This is a genomic window from Anaerospora sp., assembly GCF_032013335.1.
Taxonomy (GTDB): Bacteria; Bacillota; Negativicutes; order Sporomusales; family DSM-15969; genus Anaerospora.
In genome coordinates, this window is record NZ_DALZUO010000003.1 from 1 (window position 1) to 22,464 (window position 22,464).

Sequence of the window (22,464 nt, forward strand, 5' to 3'; positions counted from 1 at the left end):
ACAGGAGACACAGGAGCAACTGGAGCAACAGGGGCAACAGGAGACACAGGAGCAACTGGAGCAACAGGGGCGACAGGAGACACAGGAGCAACTGGAGCAACAGGAGCAACAGGAGCAACAGGAGACACAGGTGCAACAGGAGCAACTGGCGAAACAGGAGCGGCTGGAGCGGGGTTAGCTGGTCTTGTTGCATTCAGTCCCACAGATGCCGCTAGCTATCCAACGAATCAGGTAGTAACGTATAGTGGTGGTACCTTTATGGTTACTACGGCACCGCCGACAGGAACGCCAAATACCTCTCCGGATTATATGATGCTAGCTGCGGCAGGGGCTACTGGAGCCACCGGGCCAGAGGTGACGACGGAAGGTTTCTCAGCATTTCTTCCTACAGTTGCTTTGTCAGCAGATGCTCAATTAACCGGCTGGACGGTTACCGCTCCTTATTTTGACAGTGCCACCTTTAATGAAACAACAGGCAACTATACCGTTCCGGCAACCGGTGTCTATACTATTCAGGCGACGATTAACTATACGACTACTGCTGCTATTTCGATTAGCCTGGGTGCAGGTACTAATCCTGCCTTTGTAGTTAGAAGAACTTCACCGACAGTAACCGACTTAATCACAGGCTTGTTCCCTCTGCTAAACGTTAACGTAGCATTGGTTTTAACTCTGCGAACCATTCTCGGCAATGGAACAATTACGTTAGCCGGAGAAGTGCAATTGAACGCAGGTGATGTGATCGGTCTCTTCTATGAAGCAGACGGATTAACTGTAGCGCTTGACTTAGGCGGCGCAGGTTCGGGGATAATTTGGTCAATTAATCGAATAGCCTAAAAATAGTTTGAAGTATTCGTAAAAAGGGTACCGGCATAATGACCGGTACCCTTTTGTAATGTTAAAAAAGATGAACTTACTTTGTAGTCCTATGCTGAGAATCGTTTCTTTATTGATCAAAACGCAACGTATGTTGCATAAATTTGGCAAGAGCTGGTGTAATAAACTTGTTTTTGTGATAAGCAAGGCTGAACTGCCTGCGAAAGTTCAAATCATCAATGGTGATAATCACCAGTTCCTTTCTGGCGATTTCATTTTGCACAGACATTTTTGAAATTACCGTAATAGCTAACCCTGCAGCTACGGCATTCTTAATTGCTTCAGCACTGTTGTACACACCGCCTGTCTGCCAGCTGATTCCATGACTGGCCATGACAGAGGTAAACAGTTCGCGGGTACCGCTTCCTTCCTCTCTGACTAAGAAATCGGCGTCAGTAAGTTCAATAGCGGCAATTCTTCCTTTAGCAGCGAATGGATGGTTTGGGTCAGTTACTAATACAAGCTCATCTTTCATAAAGGGCTGGGCCACCAGCAGCTGAGAGTGAACATTACCTTCAATCAGGCCAAGATCTAATTGATCCAATAACAACATATTCTCAATAATCCTTGTATTGTTAACGGAGGGGGCAATTTTGGTATGAGAATTGTTTTGGATGAAGTCTCGGATGAGCCGATGAAAGATACAGGTACCGATAGTGACACTGGCCCCTACACGAACCATTCCTTGTTCAAAGATTTCCTGCATAGCAGCCTCTGCTTCGTTACTCAAATTCAATATATGGCGTGCATAGCTTAACAGTTTTTGACCGGCAGCCGTAATAAATAGCTTGCGTCCAAGCCGTTCAAACAGCTTAAGATTATAATGTTTTTCAAGTTCAGCAATAGCCTGGCTGACGGAGGGTTGGGCAATATGAAGTTTTTCTGCAGCGGTAGTCATATTGTTCTCGTCACAAACCACTAGGAAAATGGTCAAATGTCGTAAAGTCATAATAGTGTGAGTAACCTCAATTCATAGGTAATTACCTATCGTATAAACAATATTATAGTATTTTACTTAATAAATGTCTAATGATATGATTAGTCAAAGGGAGGCAGTCAGATGAAAGATGGCGAACGAAGCTTATTTATTCCAGGAATTGCAATAACTTTCTTAATCGCTGTTCCTGCGTGGTATCTTGGTACAAAAATCCCGCTAATTGGCGGACCAGTATTCGGTATGCTGCTGGGGATAATCACAGCAATCTGTAAGCCGCCTCCGCCCTGCTGCCGTGCAGGCATTCGATTTACAAGTAAATACTTCTTACAGTTATCTGTTATTTTGCTCGGCTTTGAAATGAATTTATTCCATGTTCTTGCAATTGGCAGCCAGTCATTGGCAATTATGTTTTTTACGATTAGTGCGGCCTTTTGTGTCGCTTGGATGATTGGCCGCGGTCTAAACTTATCGGGCAATACAGCGATCCTGATCGGTGTGGGCACAGCCATCTGCGGAGGATCGGCAATTGCAGCGACAGCTCCTGCCATTGCCGCTAAGGAAAGAGAAGTGGCGTATTCGCTGTCTACGATATTCTTATTCAACATAGCGGCCGTATTTATTTTTCCAGTGTTAGGTCATTACCTGAAGATGAGTGATTTAGGTTTTGGTTTGTGGGCCGGTACTGCGATCAATGATACTTCTTCGGTCGTGGCTGCATCTTATTCTTACAGCGAAGCTGCCGGAAATTTTGCAACAATTGTAAAGCTTACTCGTACGCTGATGATTATTCCGATCACGATTATTCTGGCAATCATAACAGCGAAAAAGACAGCTGCTGACAGTGAGTTTAATTTAGCTAAAACATTTCCGTGGTTCATAGTCGGTTTTCTAGCAGCTTCTCTGGTGAGTACGTCGGGTGTTTTTTCTGAGGAACTTTGTGCCGCACTGGCTCATGCGGGAAAGTTTTTGATCATAGCCGCAATGACGGCAGTCGGTTTAAGCATAGATCTCCGTCAGATGGCGAGTAATGGAGTTCGACCGATTCTGCTGGGCTTAATGTGCTGGGCTTCTGTTGCCGTGGTATCACTTGGAGTACAATATTATTTGGAGCTATGGTAACTAAAAAAGCTCTTCATTTGCTGACTGGCAAATAAAGAGCTTTTTGGCTTTTAATTCTTCAAGGCTTCCTGGGCTGTTGGTTTAATGCGGGGGTCCTTCATCATGCTGCGTACGACATCTTTCATTGACGGATCAGCCATAATATCAAGCATTGGCTGCTTCATTTCCGGTTCGGACATCATTTTAATCATAGCTGAGCGCATTTCAGGATTGCTCATAGCCTTTTTCATCATGTCTGGTTTGTTCTTCATCATGTTGTTCCAGGCATCTTCACCCATTTCTTGAGCTTGCTCCATAGGCTGGTCAGGTTTTTGCTGGGGAGCTGTGCCGCAGCCGCCGGCCACCAGTAGTGCCCCAATGACAATCAGGATAAAAAATACTCTCATCCGGTAGTACATGTTAATTCCTCCCTTAGATGGTTATTCCTTAGCCTGTGTACAAAAGCAGAAAACTATTCGCTCAGCAAGGCATGAGCCTTCTTGACAAAAGACAATGGCCATACTAATATATGTATATACATGAGAAAGAGGTAGAGGCTTATGAGCTCAGCAGGCATCGGCCATCGTTGTGTCGGCTTTAATATACGCAGAGCTGCGCAGGCCGTCACCCAGTATTATGATCAGCATTTGCAGTCAACCGGCCTTAGAATATCCCAGTTTTCGCTGCTGATTGCCATCTCGCAGAATGACGAAATTTCTATTAGCGAGCTTGGTGACAAAATCTGTAAGGATCAAACGACAATAACGCGAAACATTGAATTATTAAAGAAACAGGGATATATTACGATTACACGCAAGGAAAATGATGCGAGAAAGAAAGCAATTTGCATAACCGAAGAGGGAAAGAAAAAACTGGCAGAAGTAATGCCCTTATGGGAAAACGCCCAAACACATATTGAAAAAGAGCTGGGACCGGTACGTTTGGAGGATCTATTTAAAACGTTAAAAACTCTTGAACAATTAGTAAAGTAAATTTTTTTAATAAATTACATGTATATACATGTAATTTAAAAGATCATTCATTAATAAGGAGTGAAAAACCATGACAAGTAAAGCACAGTTAATTCAGGAAAGAGCATATCAATTAGGCTATGAGAAGTGTGGTATAATACCGGTCTCGGCCTTGGAAGGATATGCGGAAAAGTTTAGCGAACGGATTCAAAGAGTACCGGCATCAGAGATGTTTTATCAAAGGCAGCGCCATCTGACGCAGCCGCATGAGCACTACCCATGGGCAAAATCGGTAGTTGTATTAGTGGCAGGGTATGGAAAGTATAAAATACCGGAAGCTGTTAAAGGGCATATTGCTAAAGCCTATTTATTTGATGTACGCTGTGATGCCGGTTCGGAGGAGTTCCAAAACAGCCAGGGGATGGAACAATTTATGGAAGGGCTTGGTTTGAAGGTTGCCACTAACCGCAAATTCGGAGTTGTCGGGCTGCGCTGGGCGGCTATGCAGGCCGGTCTTGGCATCATCCGGCGCAATAATTTCTTTTATACGCAAGCCGGATCCTGGATGCATCTGGAGGCCTGGCTTACCGACGAAGAAATGGAGCTTAAGGAATCCTCTGATGTCCGTCCCTGTCCTGAGGGCTGCAATCGCTGTGTAACTGCATGCCCGACCCGCTCCTTGTCAACACCCTATACAATGCTGCCGAATACTTGCGTTTCCTTCATGACCACTTTTGGGGGACGTAATCTGCCTCAGGAGTCTTTGCGTAAAACCTTTGGCAACTGTATCTATGGTTGTGATATTTGTCAGGATGTATGTCCAATGAATAAAGGGAAATGGCAAGAGGAGGAGAATTTTCCCGGTCTTGCTGAATTATCCCCGGCGCTTACTCCGGAAAACATATTGCAGATGGAGGATGATTTTTACCGGGAGAAGGTTCAGCCTAAGTTTTTCTATTTATCGCCAGATGAGCTTTGGAAATGGAAGGTAAATGTGTTAAGCTTCATGCGCTATAATTATCAGGAGAAATACAAGACTTATATTCTTGCAGCCTGCGAAAGTGACAACGAGAAGATCCGTGAAATGGCACAAGTCATTAGCGGTGAGCTGGAAGGGTAACCTTGTGTTAGCGAATCTGCTTTCTCACTGCCGCGCTTTTTATTGGTATGATGCTCTACTTCCTGGGCGTAAAATCTATTTAAGGAAAAGCATGTAATAAGTCCGAAAACTGGACAATATAAGCTATATGTCAGGTTTGATTGTTAAATCATTAGGCTTAGTTAGGTTGGAGGAAATCATGGCAGAGAGTACAAAACCGGTTAAAACAATTGACGAGTACATTTTGCAATTCTCGCCTCATGTTCAGGCAATACTCAAAAAATTGAAAAACGTAATAAGAGTGGCTGCACCGCAGGCCCAAGAGAAGATCAGCTGGAGTATGCCGACGTTTGTGCTTGGTAAGAATCTGGTTCATTTTGCTGCCTTTAAAAATCATATTGGTTTTTATCCTGGTACGAGCGGAATTGAAGCATTTAAAATTGAATTATCGAATTATAAAGGAGCAAAAGGCTCAGTCCAGTTTCCGTTAGATAAGCCGATTCCTTATGAATTAATTGGTGCAATCGTTAAGTTCAGAGTTGCTGAGAATACAGCTAAAGGAGTGAGCAAGGATGACAGCAGGGTGGAATCTTGACAATAGCTATGCTCGATTGCCGGACAAATTTTTTACCCGTCTTAATCCAACGGTTGTACGTTCACCGAAATTAATAGTGCTGAATGAAGCGTTGGCAGCCTCTCTAGGATTCAAAGTCGGTGAACTAAAGAGCGAAGATAACGTAGCAGTGTTTGCCGGAAACCGCCTGCCAGAAGGGGCTGCGCCTCTCGCACAGGCATATGCAGCGCATCAGTTCGGACATTTTAACATGCTAGGTGACGGACGGGCTTTGCTGTTGGGTGAACAGATTACTCCTCACTGTGAGCGGGTAGATATTCAGCTCAAAGGGGCAGGCAGAACACCGTACTCCCGCGGTGGTGACGGACGGGCAGCATTGGGGCCAATGCTGCGTGAGTATATCATCAGCGAAGCGATGCACGGACTTGGTATTCCCACAACCCGCAGCTTGGCGGTAGTGGCAACCGGTGAAGCGGTTATCCGGGAAACCGGGCTGCCTGGTGCAATTCTGACCAGGGTGGCTGCCAGTCATATCCGTGTCGGTACCTTTCAATACATTGCCAACTGGGGCACTGTTGAGGATGTAAGGACGCTAGCCGATTATACGCTGCAAAGACATTTTCCGGATATCGGGAAATCCCCGGAGCGCTATTTGGAACTGCTGAAAGCGGTAGTCAGCCGCCAGGCTGCTTTGATTGCCAAATGGCAGCTGGCAGGGTTTATTCATGGTGTAATGAATACAGATAATATGGCGATTAGCGGAGAAACCATAGACTATGGGCCTTGTGCCTTTATGGATACGTATGATCCGTCAACCGTATTCAGTTCGATTGACCGGCAGGGGCGATATGCATATGCCAATCAGCCGCCGATTGCCGCCTGGAATCTTGCGCGTTTTGCCGATACGCTGCTGCCGCTCCTGCATCGTGATGAAGAGCAGGCGGTCCAGCTAGCCGAGGATGTGCTTACCGGCTTTCAGAAACTGTATCACCGTACCTGGCTGGCCGGAATGCGAGCTAAGCTGGGACTATTTGACGAAGCGGCGGAAGATGAGGATCTGGTTGAAAATCTGCTCAATATGATGGAGAAGCATCGTGCAGATTATACCAACACCTTCCGGCAGTTGACCTTGGGAATGCAGGTAGATGCCAATCTATTGCAAACTTCAGAGTTTGTTCAATGGTATGAGTCATGGCAGGCGAGAGTGGGAAGACAGCAAGAGGCAGAAGCTGCTTGGCGCCAATTAATGAAAGACAGCAACCCTGCCGTTATTCCGCGCAATCACCGGGTGGAGGAAGCGCTGGAAAGAGCGGTGGAATATGCGGATTACAGTGCCATGAACAAGCTGCTTGCGGCACTGGAAAAGCCTTATGCGTATACTCCCGAGCAAGTCGAATTTACTACGCTGCCAGCACCGTCAACTGCACCTTACCGAACTTTCTGCGGTACCTGATAGCACAGTCTTGCAGCAAGATAGAGTATAAGAGAGGCCCTATTAGATAATAAAGAAACGTACAGTTTATGAGAAAAACGTCATAGACTGTACGTTTTGTATTTATATTGACACATTTTGTTTTCTTGTATGGGATTATTTAGTATAATAGAGATATATCAAGTGAATCAGAGGTTTGTTTAGGATGAAAATACGCAATGCAACAATAGAGGATCTATCCGAATTAATCGTTATTGAAAATCTTTGCTTTGTAAAAGAGGAAGCAGCAACGCGAGCCGCGTTTGAAAAACGGCTGACTATCATTCCCGATAGCTTCTTTGTCGCTGAAGAAGGCGGGAAGATCGTAGGACTGGTAAATGGGCCAGTTATTCCAAGTGCCTATATTACGGATGAATTATTTCGCGACATACAGGCGAATCCGGTATTCGGTGGACACCAAAGCATTTTAGGCCTAGCAGTTGATCCTCGCTTTCAGAAGTTGGGCATAGCCGCAACTTTGCTTGCCCATATGGAAAAAGCAGCAACCTTGCAGCGGCGGGAAACCGTAACTCTTACCTGTAAAGAAAAGTACATTCGCTTTTATGAGAGTCATGGCTACAGCAACCGAGGCATATCCGGTTCGCAGCTCGGTGGAGTTGTGTGGTTTAATATGATCAAGAAACTGCAGTAAAAGGAGCAAAAGATGATACGAGAAGCTAGTGAAAAAGATTTAGCAGACATATTGGAAATCTATAATGACGCCATCATAAACACAACAGCAGTCTATGATTATACTGCACACACCCTTGCTGACAGACGGGAATGGTACGAAAAAAAACAGCGCGATGGCTATCCCTTGTTCGTGTTTGAAAAAGAAGAGAAGGTTGTTGGCTTTGCCACATTTGGCCCATTTCGCGCATGGCCAGCATACAAATATACAATAGAACATTCCGTATATGTACATAAGGAATATCGGAATCAAGGTATTGCGACGCAATTAATGCAAGAAATCATTCGGATTGCTAATGTAAGAGAATATGCAACCCTTGTTGCCGGAATTGATGAAGCGAATAAAGGTAGTATAATCATGCATGAAAAAATGGGCTTTACATGTTCAGGTGTAATTAAAAAAGCCGGCTTCAAATTTGCAAATTGGCTCAATCTGGCTTTTTATCAGCTTGACTTGCAAGGGCCTCAAAAGCCTACAGAGGGCTAAGTTGGGTATAAAAATACAGAAATACTTGTCGTTAAATAGCGAAATATGTTATAATTTGGATATTGATACATGGCACTGAAGCCTTGGGCTCTCCCTTGAGCTTCAGTGTCTTCTTTTTTATTTTTAAAATGGTGAGGAGGATACAAAATGAGTACAGGTATACGGCTTATTACTACAGCAGGTGATGGTTTAATAGCAAATGAACTATTAGAAGCGGTGCAGCAGATTTTGAGAAATAGGTTTGATGCAAGCGCATGCCCTATTAGTAAATTGCCCAACCATCATGATGCTGATTTATTTTTATGCGTTTCGTCCCGGAAAACAGAATTGGCCCAAACGATTCCTCAAGAAAAGATTATAGGAATAGAGTTGCTGCCTTATAATTATTTCTTTATTCAGGTAGCGAAATTGCCAGTAGGCGAAACTGTACATATTTTTAATAATTCAACCAGTTATGCAAAGAAGCTCGAAGAGTACTGTGTTCAACTTAGCATTGAGCATGTACGCTTCGAGTATATTTCTTATGATGAGATAACAGAAGAAGAGGCTGGTAAGCGGTTGGGAGAAGCGAAGTATATTATTGGTGTAGAAACGATAGTCGGTGCCCAGGGAGTACTTAACCAACGATTTAAAAAATATATCAGGCCTGGTACCCGGATCATTGCCGCTAAACGTATCGCCAGCGTTGAGTCAGCGTGTGAGTTGATGCAATGGATAACTGCTTTCGGTAATAAACAGCTATTATTGCAGATCACCGAAAACACCAATCACTTAAACGACCAATTACAGCAAATAACCGGCATAGCCCAAAAAATAGCCAGTTCAATTAACAAAGAAACTGCTGCGTTCCAGGATATTAGTACGAAATTTAATCAAGGCGTAGGTCAATTGGAACAAGTGAAAAATCAGTCTGAGGTTCTGGCAACTGCTGCCCGGAATATTGGTAACGTCGCCGACGCGATTAAACATATATCGGGTCAGACAAATCTTCTGGCGTTAAATGCAAGCATTGAAGCTGCCCGCGTGGGCGAACATGGACGAGGCTTCGCAGTTGTTGCCAAAGAAGTAGGCAAGCTAGCGGAAGAAAGCCGTCAATCTACAGAAAACATCCGGTCAGCTATCGTTGAAGTACAGGCCATCGTAGCACAGATTGTACCCGCTTTAATAGCAGTATCTGGGGAAATGGAACAGAATCAAAAGTTCTTTACAGAAGTCTCAATGACTTCCCAGGAAGAAAATGAAGCAATTATGCAAATTTTTAAGGCCTTGGAAACCATTAGTGCTATGGGCAAAGGAATTGTAAATGCCACCACTAAATTGGGCTAAAGACCAGCTAGCGTTCATTGGGCTGCGTGACTTAAGCACTCAGTAGACGAAGCGTGAGCATGGTTCCCATGCCAAGCACCAGCGTAGCGATAATGTTGCGGCTCTTGTACGCAGCAAGTGCCGCAACAACCCCTGCTACTAAGTAGTGGTTGTCAAAGGATAGTGCCAAGTGACCATTCGGTAATACCAAGGCTGGTAAGATTAAAGCCGTAAGGATAGCTGTGGGGATATGCTTCAGCCATCGTTCCAGCCAAAGCGGCATTCCTGTCTGCTGAAGCAATGCGACACAGCCAAACCGTGTCGCGAACGTGACTAGGGCCATTCCCACGATGATGAGAATTATTTCATTTCGCATTTGCTTTGGCTCCTTCCATTAGCCCACCCGTTATGACGGCTCCAAGGCAGGCTGCAATCATATACCACTTGCCGGGAAGATATAATGCACCTGCGATGGCGATAAGACCGGCGACAATACATACAACTAAGCTGATACGGTCAGTTAAGCGTGGAAATAGAAGGACCAGAAAAGTAGCCGGCATTGCGAAATCCAGTCCCCAGGCTAAGGGGTCAGGTATGTAGCTGCCAACCAAAACCCCTGCAATTGTAGATAATCCCCACGTCACGTACAGGCTGAGGCTGACTCCCAGCTGGTGAGCGGCGCTGTAGCCAGCTTGATGGATACGGCTGACCGTCACGGCATAGGCTTCATCTGTCAGTAGAAAGGAGAGCAGTGCCTGTTGGGACTTAGGATGCTGGACCATGTATTGTGCCAAAGATGCTCCCATCAACATATGCCGTAAATTTACCAGCAGTGTTGTTAGCATAATGGCACTCCAGCTGGTAATACCTGCTCCCAGCATGGTAATAGCAATAAATTGGCTTGCTCCAGCAAATACTAGCAAGGACATCATTACTGTTTCTGTCGATGTCAGCCCTGCAGTTAAGCCCATAATTCCACAGGTAATGCCAAAAGGGATAACGCCCAAAAGAATCGGTCCGCTGCTTATGACCCCTTTCCAGAAATCAGGATCTGCCGAATTGTAGTTTTGTTCGAGGAGTGTCTTTTTAATTTCCATACTATACCTCATTTTTTACATATAGGTTTACAAAGAACTAAAGAAAAGATGGGTTTTGAAGATATTTTGTATAGAATTATAACATTGCAGCTTTTTGCACACAATGTTATAATTGTGTGCAAAACAATTTTGAAGAGGGATAATATGCCTGTTAATTCATTTGAAGATTATCCCATGAGCTGGAAGCCTGATTTCAGTCAAGCAGCAGGACCATTGTACAAAGCGATTGCAGACAAACTGGAATATGATATTAAAAATGGTCTGCTGACACCTGGTACGAGGCTGCCACCACAACGGGAATTGGCTGATTTTCTGGACATCAATGTAAGTACGGTTTCCAGGGCATTTAAGCTGTGTGAACAGAAAGGGCTAATTTGTGCTGCTATTGGCAGTGGAACCTTTGTTGCTTCTGATGCCGCGGCAAATCCATTTTTAATCCCTGAAGAAAGTTCGCTGAAGGTAATTGAAATGGGTGCGGTATATCCTGAAACATCCGTTAACGAAGAAATTGTTGCTCAGATGAAAAAAATGCTCGCAGAGCCGGACTTCGGAAGATTGTTTCAGCAGGGGCGGCCCGGAGGGACTATCTGGCAAAAAGAAACGGCTGCGAAGCTTATCAGGAAGAGTGGATATCATGCCGATCCGCACAATATATTGCTGGCAAGCGGAGCACAGAATGCAATTGCGGCGATTTTGGCAGGGATTTTTCAACCTGGAGATCGAATTGGAACAGATGAAATCACCTATCCGGGCTTAAAGACAGCAGCGAATATGCTGGGTATCCGATTAATTCCCATACAGCAGAAAAATGGTGAAATCACGGAAAACGGACTACAATTTGCATGTAAAAACGAAAATATAAAAGGCTTATATTTAATTCCCGATTATCACAATCCAACTACACATACCATGTCAAAGGCTGCCAGAAAAGTGATTGCGGCTATTGCTAAAAAAGAGCAGTTAATTGTGATCGAGGATGGGATTAACAGTCTATTAAATGTGAAGCCGTTGCCTCCCCTCGCGTCTTTTGCACCTGAGCGGGTAATCTATCTGTCCAGTCTTTCAAAAGTTGCCTCTCCTGGTCTTAGACTCGCATTTATTGCAGTACCTGAACAGTACAAGCAAAAATTAAGCACAGCACTCTACAACCTGAATATTTCAGTTCCGCCAATGATGGCAGAACTAGCATCCAGGATGATTGTTTCGGGAGCTATGGACAATATCATCGCAAGGCACCGTATACAGAACAAACTGCGCAATGCAATTGTTGACCGTTATTTAAGCGGCTACCAAGTGCTAGGTGAGCCGGAATGCCTTTTTAGATGGCTAATTTTGCCTGAAAGGTTTACCGGAGAAGCCTTTGAAGCAAAAGCATACCACTCAGGTGTCCGCGTATATGGAGCAGAGAGGTTTGTTGTGGGAAATGCAAAATCTACTAATGCGGTTAGGCTGGCCATTGCAGCACCAGAAAGCTTAGCCGAGCTCCAGGAAGCAGTGAAAACGATAAAAGAAATACTAGATAATTAAATAGAAGCTACTGGTAAGGCGATCAAAAATGACTGGGAGCCGATTAATATACATACATCACATTTTTTACGATCAATAAAGATAGTACATAATGAAGCGGAAGAGCAAGAGTATCCTTTTTTGCTTCCTCTTTTTCGTAATTTGGATAGCATAGAATTTCATCCGCAAGTTACCTTTATTGTAGGGGAAAATGGCACTGGCAAGTCAACTTTATTGGAAGCAATCGCGATAGCTTTGGGTTTTAATCCCGAAGGTGGAACTCGCAATTTCCTATTTTCAACTAGAGATTCCCATTCGCAATTGCACCGGAATATTCGATTGGTACGAGGAGTGAAAAGGCCAAGAGACGGTTTTTTTCTGCGGGCAGAGAGTTTCTATAATGTGGCAACACAGGTCGATGAACTTTTATTAAATCCTTATTACGGAGGGCGTTCTTTGCACGAGCAATCTCATGGGGAAGCTTTTTTTGCAACCTTTATGGACAAGTTTAAAGGTAATGGGCTTTATATACTTGATGAACCGGAAGCGGCTCTCTCTCCGATGAGGCAAATGGCAATGGTTTCAAGAATACATGATTTGGTGCAGCAGCACTCTCAGTTTATTATTGCAACACATTCACCAATCATTACCGGATATCCCAATGCTGTAATTCTGCAAATTGCAAATGAAAATATTGAGACTGTTGAATACGAAGCAACAGAATCTTACATGATTATGAAGGAATTTATTAATAATCGTAAAAAAATGCTGGAGCTGTTATTGAAATGAGTGCTGCTTTTCATCAGCAGTTTGCGATGGTATGATAAAGGAGAGATATGCGTTCGTCTCTTACATGCTAGATCGGTATAAACGCATAAAACCATGTGAGGGAGGATAAGATCTATGAGAATTATTGATGCTCATATCCATTTCTGCCAGGAGCCCTATTTTGACCAGATTGCAGAAGTGGCCGGACATAAAAATACCAGTGACCATCTCGAAAAGGAATATGCAAAGCATAACATTGCTCATGCCGTGGTCATGGGGAACCGCAGTCTAGAGTTAAGCAACCACAACTACCCCGACTACCTCAGCTACTGCATCGGTCTGGACAGCACCTGCTTTAACGTGGAAGCGGTAACGCAGCAAGCATATCTGGTTGAAAAACATTTACAGCGCAAAAACTGTGTAGGTATCAAGCTGTATCCGGGCTATAATCACTTTTATATTTCTGATCCCTTGGTTGACCCATTCTACCAGCTGGCAATGCAATATAATAAGCCCGTTGCTGTTCATACCGGTCTGACTGCTACCAGCAATGCCCTGCTCAAATACAGCCATCCTATGGTCCTGGATGAGGCAGCGGTACGCTATCCTCAAGTCCAGTTTGTTATGTGTCATATTGGCAATCCCTGGCTGGTAGACGCAATTGCAGTTCTGGAGAAAAATCAAAATGTAGCTGCCGATCTTTCAGGAATTTTAGAAGGACGAATCGACAGCATGCCTGATTTTTTTGAAAGAAAACATGGCTATATTAATTTCTTAAAAGTATGGCTTGAATATCTAGATAACTATGAACGCTTGCTATATGGGACAGATTGGCCGCTAGCTAATATCGCTAATTATATCGATTTTGTTTCGCATATTATACCGGAAAGACATCACGAAAAAGTATTTTTTGATAATGCTAACAGGATCTATGATCTTGGTCTTTGATACAGCAATATACGAAGAACGGCAAAAGAGTAGATATATCTACTCTTTTTGTCTATACTATAAAAATACCTTTCAGTTAATGATAATTATTATCTTATAAAAATAAATGTTGATAAAGTGCAATAAATTTGATATCATAGGAATAGATAATTCTGGTAGAAAACTTATAAATGAAGGGATGATACATATGATTACTCAAAAAGTTGAACAAGCTATTAACAACCAAATTCAAATTGAATTATATTCTTCGTACCTTTATCTTGCAATGTCGGTATACAGTGAAGGCCAAAATTTAAAAGGTTTTGCTAACTGGCTGAAAAAGCAGCATCAGGAAGAACAGGGGCATGCGATGAAGCTAGTTGACTATTTGTTAGAAAGAGGCGGTACAGTTAAGCTGCAGGCATTGGAAGCGCCACCAGTGGAATTTGGCAATCCAGTTTCTGTTTTTGAACAAGTCTTAAAGCATGAACAGCATGTGACTGCTTCTATCGATAAATTGTATGAAATTGCATTAGCAGAAAAAGACTATGCATCGCAGATTTTCCTCCAATGGTTTATTAGTGAACAAGTGGAAGAAGAAGCAAGTGCTACTGAAATTTTGGAAAAACTAAAACTGATCGGCGATAAAAACAGTGGTATTTTCTACTTTGACAAAGAATTAGCAAAAAGATAAGGTAAAAGACTCCGAAAGGAGTCTTTTTTGTTGCCGAATAATTTTTGTAGTTTTAAAGCAAACTATTAGTAGGTTCGCTGCCAATAAACAATGCATTGGAGGTGGCAAGTTATGGGTAAAGGCGTAATGTCGGATAAGTTCAAATATGAACTGGCCCATGATCTCGGATTCGGTGCTAAGGTAGAAGATGGTGATTGGAGCGACGTAACAACAGGTGAAGTTGGTTCCATGGTCCGTGAAGCAATAAAACGCGGTGAAGCTGCTATGGCGAAAGAAGCACAGGAAAATGGTGCGGCACATCAGAACGCGGAATAAATGAAAAGATGCCCTGAAGGTTATTACTTCAGGGCATCTTTTTATGCGAAATTTAGTAATTATTACAAAGTGTATATTGTTCAATGAGTTCTAGTTGCTTATTTTAGAAGATTCTTTTTATAAATAAATCATAATTACTAGTAATAATTTTCTTCATTTACATTCGGAATCTCAACTTCTAGACCCTGCATAGCAAACCTAAAAAATGCTCGAGAACATTAACCGTTTTCGAGCATTTTATGGACCCTACTTAATTGGGTTAACTAGATGGTTAGTTTTGAAACGCCAATGAAAGCAAGCTCAAGAGGGACGATGCCTCATATGAGAACAGCTAACATTTTTTAATTCACCCGATGGATCAATCACTATCGGCCGATCGGATTTTCAATCAAAGTGGCAAAAACGAAAGTATGCACATGATCGTCAACTTCGGTAGTTGTTCCTGACACAAAATGAACATGTTTTCCATCACCGACACAAATTGCAGGGCATGAGCGAACGCAAATTTCGTGAAAATGATCTTCAAAGAAGTCTGTACGTGCTTTTATCTCGTGTATGTGTTGATGATCCCCGCAACAAATAGCTTCACATGAAACTCCAGCAAAACGATGATTGTGTGGTTCTTCTTCTAGTTCTGCGAGTCGAGTACTTCCTAAAAACTCATGGACATGAAATTGTGGTTCTTCTTCTTCCCAGTACTTCCTGGCTTCTTCTCCCATTCTTAAACCTCCTTTCTGTTTTATGTAATATCTTATGTTAAGCAAAACGGAACTGCTACACCAGTTGAAAAACATTATTTACAAACTTCTCATTGGAGCGACGTAACAACGGGTGAAGTTGGTTCCATGGTTAGAAAAGCAATAAAACGCGGTGAAGCTGCCATGGCAAAAGAAGCACAGGAAAATGGTGCTGCACATCAGATTGCGGAATAAATGAAAAACGGACCCGGAGTATTGAGCGGTATACTTCGGGTCCGTCTTTCTATACTTATGTGAGTATAAGAGACTCATATTATACAGAACCTATAAGATGGTAGTACGTGGCGATCAATTGAAAAAAGGTTATGAGGTACATTATGCCTTCGTCATTTTGGAGCAATACAATTTGGTACATACTTTTAGGTGTAACAATTCTTGTTGAGCTCATCTTCATTCTCGTAAAGGTGCGGAACAAATGGAGAATATTAGCCTTATACATTTCCTTAGCCGGTTTGGTCTTTAGTTATGAAATACTAATAGGCGGTCTGCATGCCTATCAGTACTTTCCAAAGATTATTCCACACAGCTTGTATGATGATGGAGTCGTGGGGAATTATTTCTCGCAGTTTTCTGTTTCAGCTACTGCGATGCTGATTGCTGTTTTTAAGCTGAATTATTACTGGTATGTTATATTCGCTGTAGCCTATGGCGGTATTGAAGAGCTGTTTTTAAAATTGGGCATTTATGTGCAGTATTGGTACAGGACATGGATGACGGTTGCCTCGCTGCCTGTACTATTCTGGATTGGGAAAAAGGTATATGAAAGCGGATCAAAACACATACGGCCTACTTTACTTTATATTTATATATTCTTAGGGTTAATTACCTTACAAGCTCATACCATGTGGGTTTTTAGACTATTGGGCATATTTTCGTTTGGCCCAAGTCTTGATGTTCCTCCGGAAAGATCCGGCCTCGACTCACTTATCTCGGGAAGTTATTATCTGATAGTGTTCAGCACAATGATGGCTATTTATTTTTCAAAAATTAAATGGGTGTGGAAAACGTTGGCCATCGTTGGACTGTACATCGCACATTACATTGGTTTTAAGTTACAACTGATGTATTATCAGGAGGGCTGGTTCCTAGCATATACAACAATTGCAATTATCTCCCTGTATTTGTATATATATATCCTTGATAAAATGTATGGGCAGGCGAATGCGGAATAATGAAATGGTGACCCGAAGTATCGAGCATACTTCAGGTCACCATTTTCTATATTTATTTTATGACAGGCATAGCACTTTCAGACCAGCATGGATGCTTATCCACATATTTTAGGACAATTGGGGACGTTCCTTTTTTGTCAACTTTGCGAGTTTTATCATTAGACCTGATCAGCTGTGGGGCGTTGTTCAATAGAAGGATAAAGTGAATAAATGTAAAATATATCCAATAATTACAATAATAACATAATTGTTCGCATATATACTTATATCGCCTTTAGGCTTAACTGTATGGCCAGGGCAGAATCTCTGGCCGTAAGGACAAGAGATGGGCTTTAGATAGTAGAACAATTATATCTTTTAGGAAGGTTACTTTTTGAATGCGGAGAGTGAAGATATGTGGCAAAATATTTTCGAGTATTTCCAAAAAGATATCAATAACTATCTGCAGGCAATTGGGCAGCACTTTGAAATAAGCTTATTCGCCTTAGGTGTAGCGGCTGTGATGGGAATACCTTTTGGAATATTATCAACAAGAAATAGAAGATGGTATCAATGGGTAACTGCGTGGTTTGGGACACTAAGAATTGTTCCGAGTTTAGCCGTTCTTATTATGCTAATTCCTATTGTTGGAACCGGAATTATACCAGCAGTGATTGCATTGGTTTTACTTGGATTGCCGCCGATGATATTAAATACAGCACTTGGGTTTCATACAATTCCCGAATTCATGATAGAGACGGCAATGGCTATGGGCATGTCAAAAACGCAAAGTTTTTGGAAGGTAAAAATGCCTTTGGCGGCACCATTCATATTAACAGGAATTAAGACGGCAATGATTGAGATCATTGCGAGTGCTACACTGGCTGCCTATGTAGGAGGGGGCGGTGTCGGCAATATTATTTTTACCGGATTAGGATTAAATAGAGCCGATTTATTACTTATAGGTGGTATTACTGTAGCAATTATTTCCATGCTTGCGAACCTCATTATGCTAGGCTTAGAAAGATGGTTCTTTAGATATAAGTATCTTAATTTGGATATATAATTTGAATTCTAGGTGCATACAAGTAGGGTAGGGATTTTAACAATTTCATAAATAGAAAATCTAATAGAAGCAATTTAAATGGAGGAAAGTGCCAATATGAAAAGAGTCTTAATTGTGTTATTGATCGCGGTTGTAGTCGGGAGTCTTGTTGGTTGCAGTAACAATAAAGGTGTAAGTGGAGATAAAGTTAACATCCGTATAGGTTCAAAAAACTTCACAGAAAATTTAATAGTTAGTGAAATTTATGCATTGGCTCTTGAGGATAAGGGTTATAAAGTAGAACGAGTACCTAATATTGCTAGTTCTATTATTCACACTTCACTTGTAAATGGTGAAATTGATTTATATCCTGAGTACACAGGCACGGGCTTATTAGCAATTCTAAAGAAGGATTTGCTGACAGATCCAAAACAGGTTTACGACACTGTTAAATCAGAATATCTAAAGCAGTTTAACTTAGTATGGTTAAATTATTCATCAGCAAATGATGGACAGGGATTAGTTATCCGCACTGATGTAGCGAATAAACTGGGTATTAAGACTATTTCTGATTTGCAAAAACAGGCAAATGAGATTAGATTTGCATCGCAAGGTGAGTTTGATAAAAGGGAAGATGGTATTCCGGGATTAGAGAAAACATATGGTAGGTTTAATTGGAAATCTTCAAGGGTATATGACAATGGCTTAAAATATGAGGTATTAGCAAGTAATGAAGCAGATCTGGCACCTGCATCTACAACAGAGGGTCAATTAACAAAATCCCAATTTACTTTATTGATCGATGATAAACATGTATGGCCCCCATATAACTTAGTACCAGTAATTAAAAAAACAGTATTAGATGCGCACCCTGATATTGCTGATATTTTAAATAAGATTAGCGCAAGCCTGGATACCCCAAAAATAACAAAATTAAATGCAGAAGTTGATGTAGAAAAGAAAGAATACGAAGAAGTAGCAAAGAAATATTACGATTCGATTAAATAGTAGCTGCAAGGAGCTAGTCAACATGAGTATAGCAATAGAGTTTAAGAATGTTAGCAAACAGTTTAAGGAATCAACGTCAATTGCGGTTAATAATGTTAGTCTGACCATAGAACATGGCGAATTCATTACTATATTAGGCTCATCAGGATGCGGAAAGACGACTCTCCTTAAAATGATTAATCGCTTGTATGATCCGCAGAAAGGAAGTATTGAATTTTTTGGTGAGGATATTAGTAATACTGATCCAGTTGAGTTTCGCAGGAAAATTGGTTATGTGATTCAGCAAGTAGGCTTATTTCCTCATATGACCATAGCAGGTAATATAGCGACAGTTCCAAGGATACTTAAGTGGCCTAAGGAAACAATTGATGCTAGAGTAGATGAGCTTCTTAAGTTGATCGATTTAGAACCAAGAGAATTTAGAAATAGATATCCAGCTCAGCTATCTGGTGGTCAGCAGCAGCGTGTAGGACTTGCAAGAGCTTTGGCAGCTAATCCTGATGTAATGTTACTTGATGAACCATTTGGAGCTATTGATGCAATAACTAGAATCAATCTTCAAGATGAGCTATTAAAGATTTATCATGCTTCAAAGAAAACGTATCTATTTGTCACTCATGATATTACGGAAGCATTTAAACTTGGAAGCCGGGTTTTAATAATGGATCAAGGTAAGATACAACAATTTGATACGCCTCAAAATATTGCTAAAAACCCTGCAAATGATTTTGTAATATCACTACTTCACTCGGCCAAAGTTCAGAAAGTATTTTTGGAGGAATAAAGAGTGATGATTGATTATTTATTGAGATATCCTGATAAGCTTTTAAAGGCTTTTATAGAACACATAGAAATTGTGATGATTACGTTACTGATTTCTATTATATTAGCGGCTTTACTGACTATATTGGCAGCCTATTCAAAAGTGGCATCCGCATTATTGGTTAATATCTTTTCTATGGTATATTCGATTCCTAGTCTGGCGTTATTCGCAATTCTGGTACCTCTAACCGGACTTGGTAAAACTACTGCAATTATCGTCTTAGTACTCTATAACCAGTACATACTCTTAAGAAATACCCTAGACGGATTAAATAATGTAGATACGTCTATCATTGAAGCAGCAACCGGAATGGGAATGAATAAAAGCCAGATGTTATTTCAGGTCAAGTTACCGCTAGTCATCAAGCCAATATTTGCGGGAATCCACCTCGCAGTAGTATCTACAATTGGCATTGCTACAATTGCAGCATCGATTAATGCAGGTGGAATTGGTAGCGTATTATTAGACGGACTTAGAACAGTGAATACAGCTAAAATACTATGGGGAACCCTAATGGCAGCAGGATTAGCCATAGTAGTAAATGGGGTATTCAATATAATTGAAAAGAAGCTTGAATAAAGCGGACAATTTGGGAATAAAAAATGGACCCGAAGTATCGCTCGATGCCTCGGGTTCATTTTCTATAACTCATTTCAACATATTCTGAATAAGAGTGTTTGGCCGCTTCACATCCTAAAGCATATGTCCGCCTGATACTTCAATATCCTGGGCTGTGACCCAGCCGAAATCATCGGATAATAAGCTTACAATGACTTTGGCAAGATCTTCGGGCTGTCCGATTCTGCCAAATGCAGTTTGCTCAGCCAGTGGCTTGATGAATTCAGGATGTTTATCAAATACTCCGTCGCCAAAATTGCTTTGAGTAGGACCAGGAGAAACTGCATTGACCCGGATTTTGCGCGATGCAAGTTCTTTGGCCACGTAGCGGGTCCAAGATGACAACGCTGCTTTTAAGGAACCGTAGGCTGAGTACCCTGGAAATGATTGGTTCTTGGATGTACTTGAGGTATTTACAATAGCCCCAGCATCCTCCATAAATCGGACGAGGTGTTGTGTTAAGAAAATGGGTCCTTTGAAGTTTGTATTAAGAATCTTGTCGAAATACTCTTCGCTCATCTCGCTGAACAGCATTGGCCCGCCAACGCCGCCATTATTGACCAAGTAATCAAAAGTCTCTCTATTCCAAATTTTTGCAAGGTTTTTTTTCACTTCCTGAGCGAAAGCCTCAAATGTTGATCTTTCAGTCAGATCCAGCTTTAGTGCTACAGCCCGAACTCCCTTGTTCTTCTCAATCTCCTTAACAATAGCTTCTGCTCTATCTTTATAGGAATTGTATGTGAGAATGACACTTATTCCGCGATTACCAAGCTCAAGGGCGGTTGATTTTCCAATACCATTACTTCCGCCTGTTACGATTGCAATTCTCATAAGAACCTCCTTATTTTTGTTGTTCGATCTTATTTTATTTTAGTCGTTTCGGCTAAAATAACCTAGACCTAATACTATCATCTTATTGCCTAAAAACACCAATGATATAAAAATTAACTCATATTTACTTAGCGATTTTAGTATCAGAAGAGCCTAAAAGAACCATGGAGCTTAAGAGTTGTGTTGGGATAAAGGAAGTTGTATGGTAGAATATAAGTATGAGTAAAGTTTTAAATGAAATTATTGGTCTAATGGAAAACGTGGGCACTCGGCCAATTGAAACCGGAGTACCTGGACTAAGCATGATTAAGGGAAACATTCCTGCACATCAACTCTCTGCTCTCTATAAGCCAATGGTTGGCTTTACGGTTCAAGGGACGAAGATTCTTTTGATTGGAGAACGTAGTACTGCTCTGAAAGGGCCTTCCTATTATGTTTTGCCTTTACATGTTCCTGCAACGGCGAGTGTACAGCCAGGTCATGATGGCCGTCCTTACCTGTCTCTCGGCCTTGAGTTAAATCAGGATGTTCTTCATAGCTTACTAAGGGATATTCCTGAAAACCTATTGCCAAGTGCTGCTGAGCATTTCGCAGCTTGTGAAATTGACATTGAACATATGGAGGCATGGCTGCGGTTATTGCGATTAACAAAAACTCCAGGAGATATTCCAGCGCTTGCACCGGCATATGAACGCGAGATTCTTTATCGTGTTCTGATGGGGCCCCAAGGATGGTATCTGAGGCAGCTTGGCCTGAGCGAAAGTAGTTTTTCTAAGATTTCTCAAACTGTAAAATGGATTCGTGATAATTATACGAAGTCAATTGATATCGGTGAGATTGCATCAAAGAAGGGGATGGCTCTTAATACCTTTCACCGTCAGTTTAAACGGGCAACGGGTTTAAGTCCAATTCAATTTCAAAAGCAATTGAGGCTTTTGGAGGCTAGAAACCTCATTGCGTTTGAAGGGTATACGGTAGCCAACGCTGCATATCAAGTTGGCTATCAGAGTCCCTCGCAGTTTAATCGAGAATACTCCCGCTTTTTCGGTGCACCTCCAGCCAGAGACACAGAGGCTCTAAAGCGAATCGAAGACGCTAGGGAGTAGCTAAGAAATTGCAGCTGCTTTCACGGTTGTGGCCATGTGGGTCATTAAGAATTTGACTCACGAGTTGTCAGGTAAACTTTAGCATCCTTTGAGGAAGAACTAAGCGGCAATAGTATTAGATTAAGTCCTGCAACCTTATGGTTTGCAGGACTATGTTATATTTACGAGAATACATTCGGGGAAAGTAGATGTAGTCGCATGTGGGGATATTATTAGGATGACAGTTGGGGACGTTCCTTTTTTGTCTGCTTTACTATTTATCATTAGAGGTGATCAGCAATGGCGAGGCAAGCGCGACAATTAAGTAAC

The 22,464-nt window shown here is 41.9% G+C and carries 25 protein-coding genes and 2 pseudogenes; 21 read left to right on the top strand and 6 right to left on the bottom strand.

The genetic code is table 11. From position 1 onward, the window contains the following. Nucleotides 1-837: pseudogene (locus tag RTR76_RS03545) on the top strand (hypothetical protein); the annotation flags it as partial. A 109-nt stretch (nt 838-946) separates the two neighbouring features. On the opposite strand, the gene RTR76_RS03550 reads toward RTR76_RS03545, so the two are convergent. After that, a complete protein-coding gene (locus RTR76_RS03550) occupies nt 947-1,825 on the bottom strand; it encodes a LysR family transcriptional regulator (RefSeq protein WP_312516779.1) in 879 nt (292 codons plus the stop codon). A 111-nt stretch (nt 1,826-1,936) separates the two neighbouring features. Between RTR76_RS03550 and RTR76_RS03555 the strand changes: the two genes are divergently transcribed. Further along, a complete protein-coding gene (locus RTR76_RS03555; protein ID WP_312516781.1) occupies nt 1,937-2,932 on the top strand; it encodes a putative sulfate exporter family transporter in 996 nt (331 codons plus the stop codon). A gap of 50 nt (nt 2,933-2,982) precedes the next feature. Here the strand turns inward: RTR76_RS03555 and RTR76_RS03560 are convergent, their stop codons facing one another. Further along, a complete protein-coding gene (locus RTR76_RS03560) occupies nt 2,983-3,330 on the bottom strand; it encodes a hypothetical protein (RefSeq protein WP_312516783.1) in 348 nt (115 codons plus the stop codon). A gap of 141 nt (nt 3,331-3,471) precedes the next feature. Here RTR76_RS03560 and RTR76_RS03565 point away from each other — a divergent pair, with 141 nt between their 5' ends. From RTR76_RS03565 to RTR76_RS03595, 7 genes are all read left to right on the top strand, one after another. After that, nucleotides 3,472-3,903, top strand: coding sequence for a MarR family winged helix-turn-helix transcriptional regulator (locus tag RTR76_RS03565; protein WP_312516785.1), 432 nt, complete (start codon nt 3,472-3,474; stop codon nt 3,901-3,903). Between the two features lie 70 nt (nt 3,904-3,973). Continuing rightward, nucleotides 3,974-5,002 (top strand): epoxyqueuosine reductase, encoded by a 1,029-nt coding sequence (locus RTR76_RS03570; RefSeq protein ID WP_312516787.1) that lies wholly within the window; start codon nt 3,974-3,976, stop codon nt 5,000-5,002. Nucleotides 5,003-5,180: 178 nt separating this feature from the next. Further along, nucleotides 5,181-5,576: a DUF1801 domain-containing protein gene (locus RTR76_RS03575; protein WP_312516789.1), complete on the top strand. Its 396-nt coding sequence runs from the start codon at nt 5,181-5,183 to the stop codon at nt 5,574-5,576. Further along, a complete protein-coding gene (locus RTR76_RS03580) occupies nt 5,554-7,008 on the top strand; it encodes a protein adenylyltransferase SelO family protein (RefSeq protein WP_312516791.1) in 1,455 nt (484 codons plus the stop codon). Before RTR76_RS03575 ends, RTR76_RS03580 begins: the two co-directional genes overlap by 23 nt. Before the next feature lie 184 nt (nt 7,009-7,192). Continuing rightward, nucleotides 7,193-7,678, top strand: a complete 486-nt coding sequence (locus RTR76_RS03585; protein ID WP_312516794.1) for an N-acetyltransferase — start codon at nt 7,193-7,195, stop codon at nt 7,676-7,678. 12 nt (nt 7,679-7,690) lie between these two features. Continuing rightward, nucleotides 7,691-8,203 (top strand): N-acetyltransferase family protein, encoded by a 513-nt coding sequence (locus RTR76_RS03590; protein ID WP_312516796.1) that lies wholly within the window; start codon nt 7,691-7,693, stop codon nt 8,201-8,203. A gap of 147 nt (nt 8,204-8,350) precedes the next feature. Further along, nucleotides 8,351-9,529 carry a methyl-accepting chemotaxis protein gene (locus tag RTR76_RS03595; RefSeq protein ID WP_312516799.1) on the top strand — a complete coding sequence of 393 codons (1,179 nt, stop codon included), beginning with the start codon at nt 8,351-8,353 and terminating at the stop codon, nt 9,527-9,529. Between the two features lie 31 nt (nt 9,530-9,560). Here the strand turns inward: RTR76_RS03595 and RTR76_RS03600 are convergent, their stop codons facing one another. Together RTR76_RS03600 and RTR76_RS03605 are read right to left on the bottom strand one after the other, a co-directional pair. Further along, the gene (locus RTR76_RS03600; protein WP_312516801.1) at nt 9,561-9,884 is read right to left on the bottom strand and encodes an AzlD domain-containing protein; all 324 of its coding nucleotides are present in this window, start codon (nt 9,882-9,884) and stop codon (nt 9,561-9,563) included. Next, nucleotides 9,874-10,605, bottom strand: coding sequence for an AzlC family ABC transporter permease (locus tag RTR76_RS03605; RefSeq protein ID WP_312516803.1), 732 nt, complete (start codon nt 10,603-10,605; stop codon nt 9,874-9,876). The genes RTR76_RS03600 and RTR76_RS03605 overlap by 11 nt, the downstream gene beginning before the upstream one ends. A gap of 144 nt (nt 10,606-10,749) precedes the next feature. Between RTR76_RS03605 and RTR76_RS03610 the strand changes: the two genes are divergently transcribed. The 6 genes and pseudogenes from RTR76_RS03610 to RTR76_RS03635 all read left to right on the top strand — a co-directional run bounded on the left by RTR76_RS03610 (nt 10,750) and on the right by RTR76_RS03635 (nt 14,815). After that, entirely contained in the window at nt 10,750-12,132 is a 1,383-nt protein-coding gene (locus RTR76_RS03610) for a PLP-dependent aminotransferase family protein (RefSeq protein ID WP_312516805.1), read from the top strand. A 141-nt stretch (nt 12,133-12,273) separates the two neighbouring features. Further along, nucleotides 12,274-12,399, top strand: a pseudogene (locus RTR76_RS03615) (AAA family ATPase); the annotation flags it as partial. 114 nt (nt 12,400-12,513) lie between these two features. Next, nucleotides 12,514-12,900, top strand: a complete 387-nt coding sequence (locus tag RTR76_RS03620; RefSeq protein WP_312517255.1) for an AAA family ATPase — start codon at nt 12,514-12,516, stop codon at nt 12,898-12,900. A gap of 114 nt (nt 12,901-13,014) precedes the next feature. Further along, entirely contained in the window at nt 13,015-13,827 is an 813-nt protein-coding gene (locus tag RTR76_RS03625) for an amidohydrolase family protein (protein WP_312516807.1), read from the top strand. Between the two features lie 187 nt (nt 13,828-14,014). Continuing rightward, on the top strand, nt 14,015-14,500 hold the full coding sequence (locus RTR76_RS03630) for a ferritin (protein ID WP_312516809.1): 486 nt from the start codon (nt 14,015-14,017) through the stop codon (nt 14,498-14,500). A 111-nt stretch (nt 14,501-14,611) separates the two neighbouring features. After that, a complete protein-coding gene (locus tag RTR76_RS03635) occupies nt 14,612-14,815 on the top strand; it encodes a small, acid-soluble spore protein, alpha/beta type (protein WP_132076329.1) in 204 nt (67 codons plus the stop codon). Nucleotides 14,816-15,180: 365 nt separating this feature from the next. Here the strand turns inward: RTR76_RS03635 and RTR76_RS03640 are convergent, their stop codons facing one another. Then, a complete protein-coding gene (locus RTR76_RS03640) occupies nt 15,181-15,534 on the bottom strand; it encodes a YmaF family protein (RefSeq protein ID WP_312516811.1) in 354 nt (117 codons plus the stop codon). Between the two features lie 356 nt (nt 15,535-15,890). Here RTR76_RS03640 and RTR76_RS03645 point away from each other — a divergent pair, with 356 nt between their 5' ends. The 5 genes from RTR76_RS03645 to RTR76_RS03665 all read left to right on the top strand — a co-directional run bounded on the left by RTR76_RS03645 (nt 15,891) and on the right by RTR76_RS03665 (nt 20,179). After that, nucleotides 15,891-16,745: a hypothetical protein gene (locus RTR76_RS03645; protein ID WP_312516813.1), complete on the top strand. Its 855-nt coding sequence runs from the start codon at nt 15,891-15,893 to the stop codon at nt 16,743-16,745. Between the two features lie 373 nt (nt 16,746-17,118). Continuing rightward, nucleotides 17,119-17,790 carry an ABC transporter permease gene (locus RTR76_RS03650; RefSeq protein ID WP_312516815.1) on the top strand — a complete coding sequence of 224 codons (672 nt, stop codon included), beginning with the start codon at nt 17,119-17,121 and terminating at the stop codon, nt 17,788-17,790. 96 nt (nt 17,791-17,886) lie between these two features. Continuing rightward, a complete protein-coding gene (locus tag RTR76_RS03655) occupies nt 17,887-18,777 on the top strand; it encodes a glycine betaine ABC transporter substrate-binding protein (protein WP_312516817.1) in 891 nt (296 codons plus the stop codon). Nucleotides 18,778-18,799: 22 nt separating this feature from the next. Continuing rightward, nucleotides 18,800-19,561, top strand: coding sequence for an ABC transporter ATP-binding protein (locus RTR76_RS03660; protein ID WP_312516819.1), 762 nt, complete (start codon nt 18,800-18,802; stop codon nt 19,559-19,561). Between the two features lie 6 nt (nt 19,562-19,567). Then, complete coding sequence (locus tag RTR76_RS03665) at nt 19,568-20,179, top strand: ABC transporter permease (RefSeq protein ID WP_312517257.1); 612 nt, start codon at nt 19,568-19,570, stop codon at nt 20,177-20,179. 114 nt (nt 20,180-20,293) lie between these two features. Here RTR76_RS03665 and RTR76_RS03670 read toward each other — a convergent pair whose 3' ends face one another. Beyond that, entirely contained in the window at nt 20,294-21,049 is a 756-nt protein-coding gene (locus RTR76_RS03670; RefSeq protein ID WP_312516821.1) for an SDR family oxidoreductase, read from the bottom strand. Between the two features lie 218 nt (nt 21,050-21,267). Here RTR76_RS03670 and RTR76_RS03675 point away from each other — a divergent pair, with 218 nt between their 5' ends. Further along, a complete protein-coding gene (locus RTR76_RS03675; protein WP_312516823.1) occupies nt 21,268-22,155 on the top strand; it encodes an AraC family transcriptional regulator in 888 nt (295 codons plus the stop codon). Nucleotides 22,156-22,464 lie beyond the last annotated feature (309 nt).